The 16,799-nt window shown below is 44.6% G+C and carries 10 protein-coding genes; 4 read left to right on the top strand and 6 right to left on the bottom strand.

All coding sequences use genetic code 11. From position 1 onward, the window contains the following. The first annotated feature begins 2 nt into the window (after nucleotides 1-2). Complete coding sequence (locus tag ACTRWI_RS06705; RefSeq protein WP_499130001.1) at nucleotides 3-8,627, top strand: T1SS-143 repeat domain-containing protein; 8,625 nt, start codon at nucleotides 3-5, stop codon at nucleotides 8,625-8,627. Nucleotides 8,628-8,720: 93 nt separating this feature from the next. Here ACTRWI_RS06705 and ACTRWI_RS06700 read toward each other — a convergent pair whose 3' ends face one another. From ACTRWI_RS06700 to ACTRWI_RS06680, 5 genes are all read right to left on the bottom strand, one after another. After that, entirely contained in the window at nucleotides 8,721-8,969 is a 249-nt protein-coding gene (locus ACTRWI_RS06700; protein ID WP_499130000.1) for a hypothetical protein, read from the bottom strand. Next, entirely contained in the window at nucleotides 8,938-9,075 is a 138-nt protein-coding gene (locus tag ACTRWI_RS06695) for a hypothetical protein (RefSeq protein ID WP_499129998.1), read from the bottom strand. The genes ACTRWI_RS06700 and ACTRWI_RS06695 overlap by 32 nt, the downstream gene beginning before the upstream one ends. Before the next feature lie 340 nt (nucleotides 9,076-9,415). Continuing rightward, complete coding sequence (locus tag ACTRWI_RS06690; protein WP_499129997.1) at nucleotides 9,416-10,042, bottom strand: bifunctional 4-hydroxy-2-oxoglutarate aldolase/2-dehydro-3-deoxy-phosphogluconate aldolase; 627 nt, start codon at nucleotides 10,040-10,042, stop codon at nucleotides 9,416-9,418. A 310-nt stretch (nucleotides 10,043-10,352) separates the two neighbouring features. Then, on the bottom strand, nucleotides 10,353-10,964 hold the full coding sequence (locus ACTRWI_RS06685) for a toxin-antitoxin system YwqK family antitoxin (RefSeq protein ID WP_499129995.1): 612 nt from the start codon (nucleotides 10,962-10,964) through the stop codon (nucleotides 10,353-10,355). A 249-nt stretch (nucleotides 10,965-11,213) separates the two neighbouring features. Then, nucleotides 11,214-11,708, bottom strand: a complete 495-nt coding sequence (locus ACTRWI_RS06680; protein WP_499129994.1) for a peptide-methionine (S)-S-oxide reductase — start codon at nucleotides 11,706-11,708, stop codon at nucleotides 11,214-11,216. Nucleotides 11,709-11,863: 155 nt separating this feature from the next. On the opposite strand from ACTRWI_RS06680, the gene ACTRWI_RS06675 reads away from it, so the two are divergent. The 3 genes from ACTRWI_RS06675 to ACTRWI_RS06665 all read left to right on the top strand — a co-directional run bounded on the left by ACTRWI_RS06675 (nucleotide 11,864) and on the right by ACTRWI_RS06665 (nucleotide 15,095). Next, nucleotides 11,864-12,205, top strand: a complete 342-nt coding sequence (locus tag ACTRWI_RS06675; RefSeq protein WP_499129993.1) for a GTPase — start codon at nucleotides 11,864-11,866, stop codon at nucleotides 12,203-12,205. A 738-nt stretch (nucleotides 12,206-12,943) separates the two neighbouring features. Then, a complete protein-coding gene (gene tnaA, locus ACTRWI_RS06670; RefSeq protein ID WP_499129992.1) occupies nucleotides 12,944-14,416 on the top strand; it encodes a tryptophanase in 1,473 nt (490 codons plus the stop codon). A 430-nt stretch (nucleotides 14,417-14,846) separates the two neighbouring features. After that, complete coding sequence (locus ACTRWI_RS06665) at nucleotides 14,847-15,095, top strand: Dabb family protein (RefSeq protein WP_499129991.1); 249 nt, start codon at nucleotides 14,847-14,849, stop codon at nucleotides 15,093-15,095. A gap of 96 nt (nucleotides 15,096-15,191) precedes the next feature. Here ACTRWI_RS06665 and ACTRWI_RS06660 read toward each other — a convergent pair whose 3' ends face one another. Then, on the bottom strand, nucleotides 15,192-16,421 hold the full coding sequence (locus tag ACTRWI_RS06660) for a DUF3103 domain-containing protein (protein ID WP_499129989.1): 1,230 nt from the start codon (nucleotides 16,419-16,421) through the stop codon (nucleotides 15,192-15,194). Nucleotides 16,422-16,799: the final 378 nt, after the last annotated feature.

Raw genomic sequence — 16,799 nt, 5'->3', positions numbered from 1 at the left:
CAGTGTTTACGCTTGACCAGAGTGATACGGGTGAGCAAAAGTTTGTCGTTGCTGAAGGCTCGCTCTATATCACGCTTCAAGGCGATGTGCGCTTTGAACCAAACCGCGATCTTAATCACTCGGGCGGGGATATTGTTAAGTCGATAGTGGTCAGTTCAAGTGACTCTGATAGTGATGTGGTGACTTCGACAGTAACACTAACCATTACCGATGGTAATCTACCAATCATCAAAGTCATCCCTAGCGTGAGTCTTTCTGAAGTCGATCTGGCTGATGGTTCTGCGCCAACGGGCAATCCAGTATCGATGACTCAAGTGATTACCTATACCGAAGGTAGTGATGATGTTAGTCATTTCAGAATTGACCCTGCTCAGTTCAATACTTCGGGGGTTTTGAAATCGGATGGCTCAGTGGTTCAGCTCAAAGAAGATCCAGCCAACAGCGGAACCTATGTTGGCTTCGTTGAAAGTGGAGGTGTTCAAACTGATATCTTTACCATCACTTTTAGTAGTCTGGTGCTAGGCGAATACACATTCACTTTGTTGGAAGAGCTCGATCACCTGCCTGTGCAAGGCAACAACGATCAAGTATTTACTCTGCCAGTGATCGCGGTCGACCAAGACAATACAGATTCTGTGATGAAACTTTTGACTGTTAAGATCACCGATGATGTGCCTGTCATTACTGACACGACAGTGACTAGCACATTTGTGGTTGATGAAGATGATCTTGGATCTGTGGTTTCTCAAGCAACAGGCGCATTTGTTACCACAGAAGGTGCTGACCAAGTAGAGGTTTACGAACTGCGTAATATATCTGCGCTTGAAGCTACATTGACCTCTGGAACCGAAGCGATTTCTATTACAGAAGTCACAGGGGCTGCGAATACAACGACCTATCAAGGTACGACGACAAGCGGAACTCCTATCTTCACGCTCGCACTAGCGAATGACGGCTCTTATACATTTACGTTGCTAGGTCCTCTAAACCATCCAACAAGCCCGAATTCCAATACCTTAACGATTCCATTTGATGTCGTTGCAGTTGATGGTGACGGTGATGACTCTAATCAGTATGTATTGCCGATCGAAGTGCTCGATGATGTGCCAGTGATGAGTGCGCCAACAGGTGAGACGGTGGTTGGTGAAGATGATCTTGCTGGGATTGGTTCGGATCAATCCGAAGATACCATTATTAACGGACTATTCACCGTTGATGAGGGTGCTGATGGTGTTGTTAAGTACGAATTGGTTGATGAAAACTTAGTGATTGCAGGCTTAACTTCTGATGGAGAAAGTCTAGAGTGGCTGCCTGTTTCACAAAGCGGTACAACCTTCACTTATGTTGCACAGACGGTAACCAGCAATCAGCCTGTGTTTGAAATCATTTTTGATACCTCAAACAACAGCTATCAATTTGAGCTGTTTAAACCACTTAAGCACCCTGATGGCGCGAATGAAAACACCATAGAGCTTGATTTCTCTGTCGTAGCTGAAGATTTTGACCAAGACAAATCGAACGCGATCGACCTGACTATTACGGTAACTGATGATGTTCCATTGGTGACCACTCAATCGATCACGCGAGTTGAGGGTCAAGGTTATGGCAACTCCAAAGTTAACATGTTTGCCAATGCGACGGATGTGGGTGCGGATGATGCAGCGCTGACTCGCATAGAGGGCATTACCAGCAATGGCGCCGACATCGTGTTCCGAACAGGAAACAATGGGTCATACAGCAGTAGCTTTGATTTAAACAGTGGTGTCCAGCAGGTACGAGTGTATGAACAAACCGATGACGGTAGTGGCGGTATAGATACTCGTGAGCTTGGTAGACTGCGCATAAATTCCAATGGTGAGGTGGAGTTTAGAGCGACCAATTATCTTGATGGAGACACCATCGACTTCTCGATCAACGTGATTGCGACAGACGGTGATTTGGATATGTCATCAACGCCTTTGAACATCACGATCACCGATGAAGAGTCATCAGCAGTATTGCTCAAGGTGACTACCTTTGAGGATGCGGGTAGAGATTCGACAATAGCTTTCGCAACGAGTGATGCTCCAAGCCTAGAGAATATTCAAGATAATCAAAGCGGTTTACCTGATGCACCAGCACAAATTGCGCTGCAGGTTAACTTAAAGGACCAAGATAACAACGAGACTATCGGGCAACTGACGATTCAAAGTGGTAATCACAGAGGGACGTTCTATTACTTTGATGGCGTGGAGTATCACAAGTTAGTCGCTGAACCAAACGGTGATTTCTTGTTTGGTCCGCCTCAAATGCAGCAGAGCTTTGCTCCAAGTACGAACCAACCATTAGACATCATCGCGACAATCGATAACTTGTTCTTTGTTCCAGACCAAAACTACGGTTCAAATGACAATGGTGTGCTAATCAACTACGAGCTCGAAATTCATAACAACGGTACGCTTGACCATAAAGTAAATTCAAACTTTAGAATTGAGATTGAAGCGGTAGCGGATATTGCCACTTGGGATGATGTGAATAGTACGTATCTATATCAACTGAATGAGGATGAAGACAATTTGACGCTTCAGCTGAATGCAGAGTCGCAAGATAACAGTAATACTGAGACGATTACCTATGAGCTTGAAGCGATTCAGGGGGATGGGAATTTTGAGCTGTTGGATCAAAATGGCAATGTGTTAACGCCGGTCAATGGTGTCTACACGATTGCTGCCGCAGATATCAATAGCACCGTGGTTAATCCAATGGATAACTTTTCTGGGCAAATTGAGTTCAAAGCAACCGCAATTACCGAAGAGACGCTCAATCCATACGATGACGCAGCCAACGGAGGGGCAAAGGATAAGACAACCGCTCGCTCTGTAGAGCAAAATATTATCATTGATGTGACAGCCGATGCGGACCCTGGCTGGTTCAGCGTTAACCGGATTCGTATTAATGAAGACAATATTGATGATCCAGAATACCTAGGTCCTCTGGAGAACAAAGATGCCTTCACCTTGGATGAAGTGATCACCATGAATGCCTCGGTGGACACTGATGGCTCCGAAGAGTTGTTTGTTCGCATCAGCAATATAACCGAAGGTGCGGTGCTTTATTTCCTCGGAACCACTACTCCAGTTCCTACAATCACAATCAACGGTGTCGATTATCAGGAAGTCGCGTATTCCGATTTAGCCAATGTAGAGATCGTTCCGGCTAAACATAGCAATATTGATTTCAAGTTTGAGGTTACCGGTGTTGTCAAAGATACCGCTAACCTGTCTTCAGGGCCTCAGGTCGATGAAGAAATCTTAGGAACTAAAACGGTAAACGTTGAGGTTAAAGGTGTTGCCGATATTCCTTATAGCGCTACAAACGGTACGGCTTGGACTGCGATCACCGATGGTACAACATCAGGTGTTCAAACCACAATTCAAGAGAGTCAAAATGGCGATAGCTTTGCTGAGTTCGATTTCACTGTATTGTCGGGCGAGAGAAGACCAGATAGCGGCACTACACCATCACCGGACGATGGCTCAGAGTCGATAACGGTTATTCTTTCAGGTATCCCTGACGGCGTTATTCTAGAAGATGGCGATGGTACCGCGATTGACTTGAACTTTGTTGGTTACGAAACGGGACCGGGTGGGAGACCTGATCTATCTAAACCTATCTACGAAGCGAACATCACTGAAGCGGGGAAAACTTCAGGTATCCGTATTAGACCTGTTGATTCGTCGACGGAGAACATCCACATCCAAGGTAAATTGGTCGTGACTGAGAATGATGGCCATACGCTTTCTTTTGATCAGGAAATTCGCGTATTAGTTGAGCCTAGGATTGATACCTCAGCAACCTACAACACGGTAACTCGTGGGGACGAAGATACGGCGATCAACATTGATTGGCACCCAGAGGGCACTGATTACATTGACGGTGATGAGCACTTCACTTCAATCGTCATCAGTAGTATTCCAAGTGGTGTTGCAAGTGTGGTTGTAAACGGTGATGTGATTTGGAACTACGATGCCGTGGCCGGAACGCTAACCATTACACCTAAGACTGGGCAGACTCCAGAAGCGTTCACTCAGATAGCACTGAACAATAATTTTATTCAGATCACACCGGAACAAGATTCGAGTACCGACTTTACGCTTAATACGGTTGTCATGATTGAAGAGCGCGATCACGAATATGTTGATGCAACTAACCCTGTTCAACATATTGCGACAGCAACAATCACGGGTTCGATTGAGGTTCGTGTGCGACCAGTGGTTGAGCCTGAAGATGCGAGCAACAAACTGGTGGTCGATGAAGTCTCGGGTCTTACGGACTTGAGTACAGTGGTCGCGGATGCTCTAACTGGTGTTCTTAAATTCACAACCAACAGTGATAACACATCGGTTACGGATGAGTTTGTTATTCGATACCAAGAAACTGATGCTTCGTCTGCTATCGAAGAGGTTGACCAGCTAGTTATTCAACTGACTAATGTGGACGACTCGGCGTTATCAGATGCTGTCCTCAATCAGTTACTTGTAATGGGTGTCGCTTATCAAGGCAATGGTCGTTGGGTGGTAACCAATGAAGACCTGTTTAGTATTAGTGCACCAAACGGCCTGGCGTTTCCGCCAGTTTCTGGCCTTCCAGGCGTTTTCAATGACATCAAGATGACCATCTATAGTACCGTGATTGATCGAGGTGATGGCGCTGAAACTGAGTCATCAGTTGTGGTTCAAAGGGAAGGTGAAGTGAATTTGTCATTCCCAGAAGTGCTTGTTGGCGGGAACGAGGTGGCTGCAGATATTACGATGATACCAGATAGCGTTGTCGATGCTGTAGAGGATACACAGTTAGACTTGGGAACTGCACTAAATAGTCTGATCACCTTCTCTGGTGAAGACGCTTCAACAGACCAAGTGACTATCATTATTGATGACTCTGTGACCATCCCTCCAGGAGTAACTTTCCCAATCAGTTTAGAAGGAGGCAGTGATGTTGACTTCGTAAACGGGAAGTATGTATTTGAAACAACCGTCGATCAGGGCGTTCCAACGGATTTTTCAGGCTTGCTACTTAACCTACCTGCGGACTACTCAGGTGATTTCAGATTGCCAATCACAATAGTAACCAAAGATACACTGTCTGGTGATGAGAAAACCTTGGTGACCGATGTCGTTATTAAAGTTGCTCCTGACGTTGAAGGTAATCCAGACATTGATGTTACGATTGTTGGTTCGCTCGATGATTCATTTAATCCTGTCGATACTGATGGTCAACCGGGACAAGACCCGGTGGGTTACGAAGATACTTACATTCAGCTTGATTTCAGCACAAACATTACTGACCAAGTCAGTGGGGTTGAGGGTGGTGACGAAAAATTCACGTCTATTACGCTGACTTTGGATGACACAAGTGTCGGTGCGTTTTACACAAGCGCGGGTGTATCGCTTGGCACGTCCGTGACCTTCAATGAAGCGGAAATTAATGCCGGTGCTCTGGACAATGTATTGTTCCGTCCTGCTCCAAATTCCCCAACAGGTAACGACATTAACCAAGTACAAGTTAATGTCAGCGGTACGATAACCGATACCGCTGCTCACAATGACGCCTCGTCTTCAGTTGGTATGGAAACTGATACTGATACGTTCAACATCAGTGTTAACTTTGAAGTTGTCCCTGTGGTTGATGATGTGCTTGTAACAGGGCCGGGTAGTGATCCTGATGTCATTGAGATCACGGGCAATGAAGATCAAGCTATTTCTCTATCGGGAACAGGCCCTGTCTCCATTGCGATCACTGATCTGGACGGCTCAGAGCAGTTCGTTTCGATTAAGTTCACTGGTGTACCTGATGGCTTCTTAATGAGTGCAGATCCGGGTTCTGCATATATAGTGAAGAACAATGGTGGTGGAGAGTGGAGTGTTCAACTTCCTCAAGCATCAGGGTTGTCATTTGATTTGAGTGAGATTTCGATCCTACCGCCTAAAAACTTCAGTGGTACGGCTGAATTGGGCGTTGCTGTCTTTACTCAAGAATCCTTGTTAGGCGTGCCTACTGCAGCTTCGAACCTACCAAGCTTTAAGCTGCATGTGGTGCCGGTGGGTGATGATGTTGATACCAACCCAACCGATTCTGTTACTGGCAATGAAGGCCAAAACATTGATATCGAAATCAACGCGACTATTTTGGATAAAGAGCTATCTGCAACAGGCAGCGGCACGTATACCGAAAATGCGCCAGAGACACTTCGTGTTGAGGTGGCTGGGGTACCTCAAGATGCCTCTATCTACTATCCAGACGGCACGACTTTGGCGAGCTACGATCCGGTGACACAGATTTGGACGCTGGATGTGCCTGCTCAGTTGCTTGATAAGATCGTATTCAACTCTGGTCAACACAATAGCGATACAGCTAATGCGTTGGGTATTACAGGTCCATTGCAAATCTCGGTTCGCTCTGTGGACACTGATGCTGACAACACCGAATACCTGGGTACTCCAACCAGCTTCGATGTTGATTTAGTGATTGATCCTATCAACGATCAACCAACGTTCGTCAACGTTACCAATATTGAAACGCAAGAAGATTCAGCTGGTGTGGCGATTAATAATTTCAGTATCTACGACGTAGACGCAAGCTTTGAAAACCCAGATGCACCGTATACGGTGACGTTGGAGATTGACCAAACACAGCCAGGAGTAAAGGGCGTCTTTGAGTTTACAAGCTCTCCAGATGTGACGTTTGCCTTGCAACCTGACGGTTCACTGGTCATCACGGGTAAAGAAGCTGATATCAATACGGCGTTGGCTAATGGTGCGGTGACCTTCAAGCCGGAACCTGACCAGAACTACCTCAACCAGAATGGGTTGGTGACAATCAACGCAACGCTCGATGACGGCGGTAACAATGGTCTTATCGTTCCAGCTGATCCGAACACTGCACAGACTAATAAGACGACTTTCACGATTAAGGTGACGGAATTAAACGACGCGCCTATCGCGACAGACGTTGATTTAGGCTCGATAGCTGAGGATGGTCAGATAGTCATTGTTGAAGGCGATTTAATTACAGTAAGTTCTGACCCTGAAAACCACAACCTCACGGTAACAGGTGTCACCCTGACTCAAGGACAAGGGCAGTTAACGCGTTTTGAAAATGCTGGTGGCGCTGATAACGCAGAGATTACCGGTCCATTCTGGCTATTTGTCGCTGACAACGATTTTAACGGCGATGTTAAATTCAATTACTCCATTATCGATGATGGCACAACCAATGGCGTGGATGACTTCCTAACAGATACCGCTGAAATTACTGCCGTGGTGCAAGGTATGAACGATACTCCTGTTGTTAATGGTGACAGTGTCACTACGCTGGTTGATGAAGATGCAGGACAACTGCTTAGTGGTATTAATGTCAGTGACCCTGATTATGTCGATAGCTTTGCTAATGACTTGATGACAGTAACGCTGACCGTTGATTACGGAACGCTTTCAGTATCACTACCTGCTGGTACTAGTGTGACCGTTAATGGTGATCATAGTGGTTCGGTGACGTTAGTAGGGACGCTGAGCGATCTGAATAACTTGATTGACACACCGACCAGCCCGAGTGGTGTTTACCTTGATACAAGCTTGGCTCCAACCAACAACATTGGCTTAGAGGTCACCGCCAAAGACAGCGGTAATCCTTCTGGTATCGTCATTGAAACTGCACCTGTTGTTTATAACATTGCGGTGACTCCAGTAGCGAACGCGCCAAGCCTAACGATTGATCCGGCGTCTAACTACGTAAGAAATATCACTGCGAGCCAGTCGGTGAGCAATAGTGGTGTTCCTTTGGTTGGCGTTATCGCAGCTCTAACAGACGTTACAGAAGAGCTAACGTTGCACATCAGTGATGTGCCTGCGGGCGCTCAAATCACCAGTGACGTTGGCTCCGTAACGGACCTCGGTGGTGGAGTATGGATGGCGACCGCTGATGCAATTGAAAGTTTGCAGATGGTTGGGCTTTCTCAAACACCTGGTAGCTACACGCTTAAAGTTGAGGCGGTTTCTGAAGAGCTAGATAACAACGATACAGCCACATCTTCGGCAATAGACCTAAATGTGAACATTGTGTCGAATGCGGTCGATATAAATTTGGCTAGTGAGACCGATGATGTGCAGTTACTGGCTGGGGCTAATGCAACAGATCTAACTGCGGGCTCAGGTAATGACCGTCTTGAAGGCGGAGCAGGTGATGACACCCTTATCGGCGGTGATGGCAACGATACGCTCATTGGCGGCGGTGGTTCGGATATCTTGACCGGTGGTGATGGTATGGACTCGTTTGTTTGGCTGAACATTGAGGATGGTGTCGAAGATACGATCACTGACTTCAACTTAGCCGAGGGTGACCAGATTGACCTACGTGAGGTATTACCTGAACTGAAAGACGCGAATGTGAATATGGCGACACTGCTTCAGCATGTTGATGCCAAGTTAGAAGGGAATGATGTTGAGTTAACTATTAACCCTGATGGCTTGGGTACAACAGAGCAAGTGATTTTGGTTGAAGGCCTCGCGCCTCAGTTGACGTTAAGCGGCACCATGCCTTCAGATATCCTGGATGCACTCCTGCAGCAGAATGTGATTACTCATGGGTAGTTTTTCGCTCTTAAAGTTCGATAGTGAGAGCGGATTAAAATAATGAAACAGGCCAGCAATGCTGCCCTATTTTTTATCTAGAAGACTAGAAGACTATTTAAGAGAGTTGTGAACTAGGAACTCTTCTTCAATGTCTTTCAGTTTCATCTCATCCATAATGAAATTCACAGTGTTCAACAAACGTTGCTCACCTTTAGAAATCGGATAATCGAACTGGCTGTCGGTAAACGTTGTTTCACAGCGAGCAGCTTCAAGGCGCTCGTCGGTCACTTGGTAGGATAGGCATTCCAGGGTTTCGGTTACCATCACATCAACTTTGCCTTTCGCAACGGCTTCCGCCACATCTAAATTGTTCTCGTAGCGTGTTAAGCTTGCGTACTGCGATGTGCTGTGCGACGTCGATGTCATAGCCTGAGTAGTTTTTACCATCGAAGTAAGAAAACGGCATGTAGTCGCCCGTAGTACCAACATGAAGCGTACCTGATTTTTGAATGTCTTCGAGTTGGTCAGCTTATGCTGAACCGGACAATTTAAGTGCCATAGAATCAAGCAATAGTGATGTTTTTGTCATTGTAATTATCAGTTATGTTTGTAGTAGCAATCAAAGAAACAGAAACAATCTTAGAGAAAGATCAAACCATTAAAAATGGTAGAAATAGGATTAGACTTAAGTGAGTTTTTTGTGATGAGTCATCCGTAAATGTGTTGTTTTGCCCGTTTAGAACTGATTTAAAAATTTAAATAAAAAGCCCTACAACAGAAGGGCTTAACATAAAGGCCAAAACCGACTAAGCATTAACGTGGTCCACAGCATCCCGCACTAGTTTACCAAGCTCGTCCCACTTACCTTCGTCGATAAGGTTCGTTGGCACCATCCAAGTACCGCCACATGCTAATACTGAAGGAATAGAAAGGTACGCGTCTACATTTTTCAAGCTGACACCGCCAGTAGGCATGAACTTAACCGGATACACGGCCGTTAAGGCTTTGAGCATTGCTGTGCCACCTGAGGGCTCAGCCGGGAAAAATTTTAGCGTGCGAAGACCCATTTCCATTGCTTGTTCAACAAGGCTTGGATTGTTCACTCCTGGCACGATCGCAACACCTTTGTCGATACAGTATTGCACGGTTCGAGGGTTGAAGCCTGGGCTAACGATGAAATCAACACCCGCATTAATAGATGCGTCTACTTGCTCTGTAGTCAGTACAGTACCCGCACCGATCAACATGTCCGGATACGATTTACGCATGATAGAAATCGCTTCGATAGCACATTCTGTTCTTAGCGTGATCTCCGCACATGGCATTCCGTTTTCAACTAGTGCCTTGCCTAAGGGGATGGCATCTTCAGCACGGTTGATGGCGATTACAGGGATTACTTTCAGGTTTGCTAACTGTTCATTCAAGGTTGTCATAAATTAGTTCCCACTATAGCGGTGGGTTTGCTTCAGACTAAGCAAACCCCTGATTATTAAATAAAGTACTTAATTATAAGAGTAGGTCAGGTACGGCTTCTAGGAGAGTGCGCTGTCTTGTATGGTAAGTCACGTTTTATATTTTTAGCGAAGTTCTGATATTTGGTGTGAGCAGACAAAACGTGAAAGTATGAAATAGGAAGGCAATACGAGCATTCAAAAGTTATCAAACGAATGCTCGTTGGTTTCAGGTTAAGTTGTATACGCTAACGCAGTGAGCGTTGTTATATCCTCTTAACAATGACAGGAGTTAGCTTTGTGTAGGCATCCAAACTTGTTTAGACGTGACCAGGTGATCTTTAAAGGTCACTTCTTCTACTTTATCCCCGTTGAGGTTCCAGCGGGTCAATTTGCCGTTAGCTATTTCGCCACCATCGAATTTTGCTTCTGTCGCTTTATTGCCATTCGTGTAGTAGTCGGTCACCAAGCCATCTTTTAGCCCTTCACTGTACTCTGCAGTGAGGCTCTTTTCGCCATTTGGATACCATCGAGTTGCGACGCCCGAAAGTTCGTTGTCTTTGTAGTTTAGCTCTGCTTTTTTCTGCCCATTTGGATACCAAGTCTCTGCTTTACCTTGCAATTGACCTTTGACGTAATTCACTTTGGAAGCGATCTGTCCATTTGGATACCAATTGGTTTCTAAGCCAAGCTCCAGACCATCGGAAAACTGAGCTTGAGTAGCGATCTGACCGTTATCGAACTTTTCTTCAAATTGACCGGTAAAGGGTTTTGAGTGGTTTACTTGATAAGCCACGCCTTTACGCATCTGTAAATAGTCTACAGCATCTTCACGTGGAGTCGCTGCGTAACTCATTGAGGACATCGTACTAAGAGCAATCAATATTGGGATGTATTTCTTCATAATGACACCTTTTTATTGGACGGGAGGAAAGTGTAACCAATGTGTTAACAGCATTTCACTTCTCGTAACTACTGTCAGTATCTAATACTGGGTTTCAAGTTTTCATTATTGAAGGCAACGTGAACGGAACTTTTTGAAGTGAATTTTGACGTAGGGGCTCGTCTGGAATTGATTCCGTTCACCTACTGAGTTACGAAGAGGTTCCGGACAGATGGTGGATTAAGACAGGCCTTAAGATTGAGTTTTGCACTATGATTTGTATTTATGAAGAAGATCCCAAGGGATGTGGCATAAGTGATGATCTTCTGGGAAGTGACTCAAATGATGCTGGTGGATATCGTCGCTGGCAACATAATGGGTCAATGGCAACACCTCTACAGCGATGCGCTCGGCGTCTTCACGTGATGCGATATAGCGCTCCGCTTCACCTAAGTGTTTGGCTTCGATGCTGTACACGCCAGTGCGATACTTTTCGCCTACATCAACACCTTGTTTGTTGATGCTGTAAGGGTCAATGATCTCAAAAAGGTGACCCACTAGCGCCGACACTGAGGTGAGGTTTGGGTCAAATTCAATTTGTACACACTCTGCGTAGCCATCGTATTCGCTTGGTTTGCTTTGTTTATCCTTTATTTGAGAACGTCCATTAGCACGACCTGCTTCTGTGCTTATCACGCCGGGAACATACTTGATGAACTCCTGTACGCCCCACAAGCAACCACCCGCTAAATAAATTTGTTCCATACTTCTTTTTAAGCTCTCTGAGTTTTTGTTCGATGGTTTTGATTCATCGCTTAAAACGTAACAGTAGATTGGAGCCTATATCAATACGCGATTGACGCGCATTTACTAAAATAAGCTCGTAAAAACAAACGCCTAAGCATTACAAATCGTCGTAGATGAACAAATGTAAGTTGAATGCGATATCGAGATTATATAGGTTATCGCAACTTGTCACCAACCCGAGCAAGAATCCTGACCTGACTCTGGCACACGAATATCAACGAAAACATTTGCCAACCTTGTGGCTGCTCGGAAAAACGGGTGCAGGTAAATCATCGTTTATTCAAGCTGTCACGGGAGATTCCTCGGTGGAAGTCGGCAACGGATTTGCACCATGTACCATGACAGCAATGTCTTATGCGTTTCCTCAAGACAAACCTGTGATACGCTTTCTTGATACTCGTGGTTTAGGTGAAGCGGATTATGACCCCGATGAAGACCTAAAAGAAATTGGTTAAGCGGGTAAGAAAGTTGCTCTGGGTGAATTGAAAGCCGCGACGCCTAAGCTGGCTGAGATGGCGATAAAACAAATTATTTTATATTTCTGAGCCTTTAATCCTGAAGTTATCATTAAATTAATGAACTAGTGTAATAGTTTATTAATTCGCTGTTATTTAAATGTGATATAGGGTTATAAAGAACAGCGCTGTGATTCTAAATGTTGATCACATTTATGATTGAATCGTCTTTATTTATAAAATAATTGCACTATAGTTAAATTTCGGATCACTTTGGTTTCAACGTAGGGATATATTGTGAACATGTATCTGAAATGGCAATCAACAACATGGCTAACCCTGTTAGCTTGGTACACCTTAGATCATCAGCTCTCGTTCCACCTTTCTTCAGAGTAGTGCACTCTTGGCGTCACACGCCCAGTAGAGCCTTTGTGCTTTGCCAATCCTGTTAATTGTGTCTTTAAGATATTCGATAAGCAATGGAATAATCAGTTCGTTAACTGTATTTCTTGCTGATCTTTATTTATATCTTGGTCGTTATTAATAGGATCATAATCAATATCTTATTGATTCAATCATTTATTTCTCGCTATTAGTTTTTATCGTAATTATCACGAATGTGATTGTTAGATAAATAAATGAGTAGTGATGAAATGTGACATCTAAAAATAATGAACTTAGGGTCTTCTTTTAATATTTCTTCATTAGGGAATACTGAGTTCGTTGAAAGGTACTATTATGGAAAACTTCAAACATCTACCTGAACCGTTTCGTATTCGCGTTGTAGAACCGGTAAAAAGAACGACCTACGCATATCGTGAGCAAGCCATCGTCGAAGCGGGTATGAACCCATTTCTACTCGATAGCGATGATGTGTTTATTGACTTGTTGACTGACAGCGGCACGGGTTCAATTACTCAACGTATGCAAGCGGCGATGCTAATGGGCGATGAAGCGTACAGTGGCAGTCGTAGTTACTACGCACTGTCGAATGCGGTGAAAGATATCTTCGGCTATGAACTAACTATTCCGACTCATCAAGGACGTGGCGCAGAGCAGATCTACATTCCGGTGCTGATCAAAAAGCGTGAGATGGAAAAGGGGCTAGACCGCAGCAAAATGGTTGCTTTGTCGAATTACTTTTTCGATACAACACAGGGCCATACGCAAGTGAATTGCTGCGTTGCGAAGAACGTTTACACCAAAGAAGCGTTTGATACCTCAGTGAATACCGACTTCAAAGGCAACTTCGATATCGTCAAATTGGAAGAGGCGATCATAGAAGCGGGGGCTGCCAATGTTCCTTACATTGTGAGTACCATTACCTGTAACTCGGCTGGTGGACAGCCTGTTTCTATCGCTAACCTCAAAGCTGTGTACGAAATCGCGCAGAAGTACGATATCCCCGTCATCATGGATTCGGCTCGCTACGCTGAAAATGCTTACTTTATTCAGCAGCGTGAACTGGGTTATCAAGATTGGACGATCGAGCAAATTACTCGTGAGTCCTACAAATATGCAGACGGCTTAGCCATGTCCGCTAAGAAAGATGCGATGGTGCAAATGGGCGGTTTGTTGTGCTTTAAAGATAGCTCCTTCATGGATGTGTACACAGAGTGTCGCACCTTGTGTGTCGTTCAAGAGGGCTTCCCGACTTATGGCGGCTTAGAGGGCGGTGCCATGGAGCGTCTTGCGGTTGGGCTATACGACGGAATGCGCCAAGATTGGTTGGAGTACCGCATCGGTCAGGTACAATACCTGGTTGATGGCTTGGAAGCGATTGGTGTTGTGTGCCAACAAGCGGGTGGTCATGCTGCGTTTGTTGATGCTGGTAAGTTACTCCCACATATTCCGGCGGGTCAGTTCCCAGCCCATGCTTTAGCTTGTGAACTATACAAAGTCGCGGGAATCCGAGCCGTTGAGATTGGTTCATTGCTGCAAGGGCGAGATCCTGCAACAGGTGAGCAGCACCCATGTCCTGCTGAGCTATTGCGCCTAACCATTCCACGTGCGACTTACACTCAAACGCATATGGACTTCATTATTGAAGCGTTCGAAAAAGTAAAAGAGAACGCGAGCAAAGTGAAAGGGCTCGATTTTGTTTACGAACCACCTGTACTAAGGCACTTCACTGCACGTTTGAAAGAGGTTGAAACCCTTGAGAACCCAGCTGAAAAAAAGAGTGAAACAACTCTCGAAGAAGCATTTTAAAATAATAAAATAAGCGAATAGTCATCAGAACCATAATTAAAGGCTCCTTTGGAGCCTTTTCTTTTTGGTGTGAAGTTCTGGAGTTGAGACAACTGCTATTGGTCACCTGAGGTGGTTTGATTCGGTCTAGGTTTGCTTATTCTTCAGGGTTGCCTTCAGTATTTGAAATAACCACTGATTCAACGGTGCGTCTTTTTGAGAACGGCGGCAGCTCATCACATAGCTCACATCTATCTTTAAGTTTTCAGGGTGGTTCTCTCTTAAAAAGAACACCACTTTTCCTTTCCGAATTCCATTTGAGAAATCGACTGCTGTAAGGTTTCATCAAAGTAGTGCACCGCTATCGCCTCTTCGCCGTCAATGAGTTGGCTTCTGGCGTTACTTCCCCACCTTACAAACGAATAGTCCGCGTGCGGCGCTGTTTGAAGCAATGCTAAGTAAGGTTCAAGGTGTAACTTCAGTAGAGTGGGGGCTAAATGACAGTCCTGAGAACAAGAACCAAGGTAACAGTCATTCTGTCTTAATGACGTTTGCTGATGAAGCTGGGCCACAAAATTATCTACCGCATCCAGAGCACGATGCCTTGAAGAGGTATTTCGCCCACTATTGGATGACATCATCGTGTTTGATTACTCTCTATAGCAATAGCAACCAAGAGTCTAGTAGCCGCCTCGGCTGAATTTCAAACTATCAAAATGAGTGATATAGAAAGCGCACAGGTATTGGCCAGTGCGCTTTATTTTTAGTCAAAATTCCATGTGGCGAAAATTACTTGTTATTCTGTTGGCAATATCGTGACAGGTGTGAAAGAAGCTACAGCATTACCACCTGCTCCAGGACGGTCAACATAAGGAGTGTTTTGCATTAAGGTGTAGTACACATCCACGAAGTCATCGTCATTCACCAACAAAGAATTTGGGATAAGCTCGATGATCTTACTGGTAATTTGAGGGATGATGGCATAACCCTGCACTTCTGGGTCTGGAATCATTTTCAAGATCTGTTCAGCGGCTTGCACCAGTAGTTTGGCTAACTCTTTGTAGTTGGTCCCGTCATCATGTTCCATCAAGATCATATCTGCAGCACCCCAGCGGTAACGTGGCCAGAAGATGATACTTTGGCTTGGATAGTACGTCTGTTTGTCGTAGTCCAAGTAAGGCATTTCAATTAAGTCGATTTGTGGAGCTATACGGCTTGAATCTACGCCAGTAACGATAGCGTAGATCTCTGCTTTTCCTGAGATCCAAGGTTCTCTATCGATGGCTAAACGAATCTTGGTTAACTGAGTCGTGTTTAACTCTTCAGGTTCTGATTCAGCCAAAGAACGTGCGGCACCGCTAAATAGTGTCTGTTTTTGAGGTTCTTTTTTCTGGCTGCTAGTGCTCTCACTGCTGTCAGATTTAAGTAGCGTATCTGTGCCTTGTTTTTGCATTTCAGCTTGCATGGCCATTAACCCTGCCTTAAGCTCTTCTGCACCGTTGCTATCAATCACAAACACCGGGACATCGGGCATTTGGTACACATCTAACTCATGAACTTGCCCATACACATCGTAAGCTTCGATGTATTGCCAATTAGAATCATCCCCCGATGGTTCGTAAGCAAACAGCGGGCTTTCACCATTTTTCCAAGATTCCACCATGGCTTCATCAGCCATCCTAATTTCTAAGACAGAGTCACTGAAGTCGTTGATCCCTTTCATCTTGCGGTAGCTGAGATCGGCTTTGTGCATTTTGCTTGAAAAGGCGGAGTAGGATTGAGCCGAATTAAGTTCGTCTAAAGGAGCCGATAGGCTTTTTTCAGTAATTTGTGCTTTCAAAGAAGACTCAAGATCGTCATAGCGAGAACTTATTTGCAACGCCAATGATTGCTTTTGCGCAGCGACATTCTTTGCAACAGCAAGAGGGTCAGTAATAGAGTGAGTTGTGTCGATATTGTTTGCATAAGACTGGAAGCCAACTACTGTCGTTGCAAGCACCATACTGATCGAAAAAGATGGTCTCATAAATAATCCTTATTTTAATTTTTATCACTAATAGAGCATTTGCCCTACAAGGATTAACCTATCAACAAGGTGAATATGTTCAAAACTTAGTCACTGATTTTTTTTAATTTCTAGCGCAAGATCTAATTTTTATTGATTCTTATAGAATTTATTAAATATAGGCTTGATATTTATGTTTTCATAAACCAATCAATAGCTGAATTACAACATTATTAACTATTGCTGTGGGGTTCGCTTTAGATAAGCAAAGAAAAAGAAAGCCTACTCGTTTGCTTATATAGTAACTTTGTGGGTGTATATTATGTATAAAGGCAATTATTATTGCCTAAAAGCGATATCGGATTTTGCTATATCTAATATAGTCTCGACCGTATTTCG

It is taken from the genome of Pseudoalteromonas sp. G5_S1_14_S5 (genome assembly GCF_054968605.1).
The sequence above is the reverse complement of the archived record's forward strand: the minus strand, read 5'-3'. Positions and strand labels throughout refer to the sequence as shown.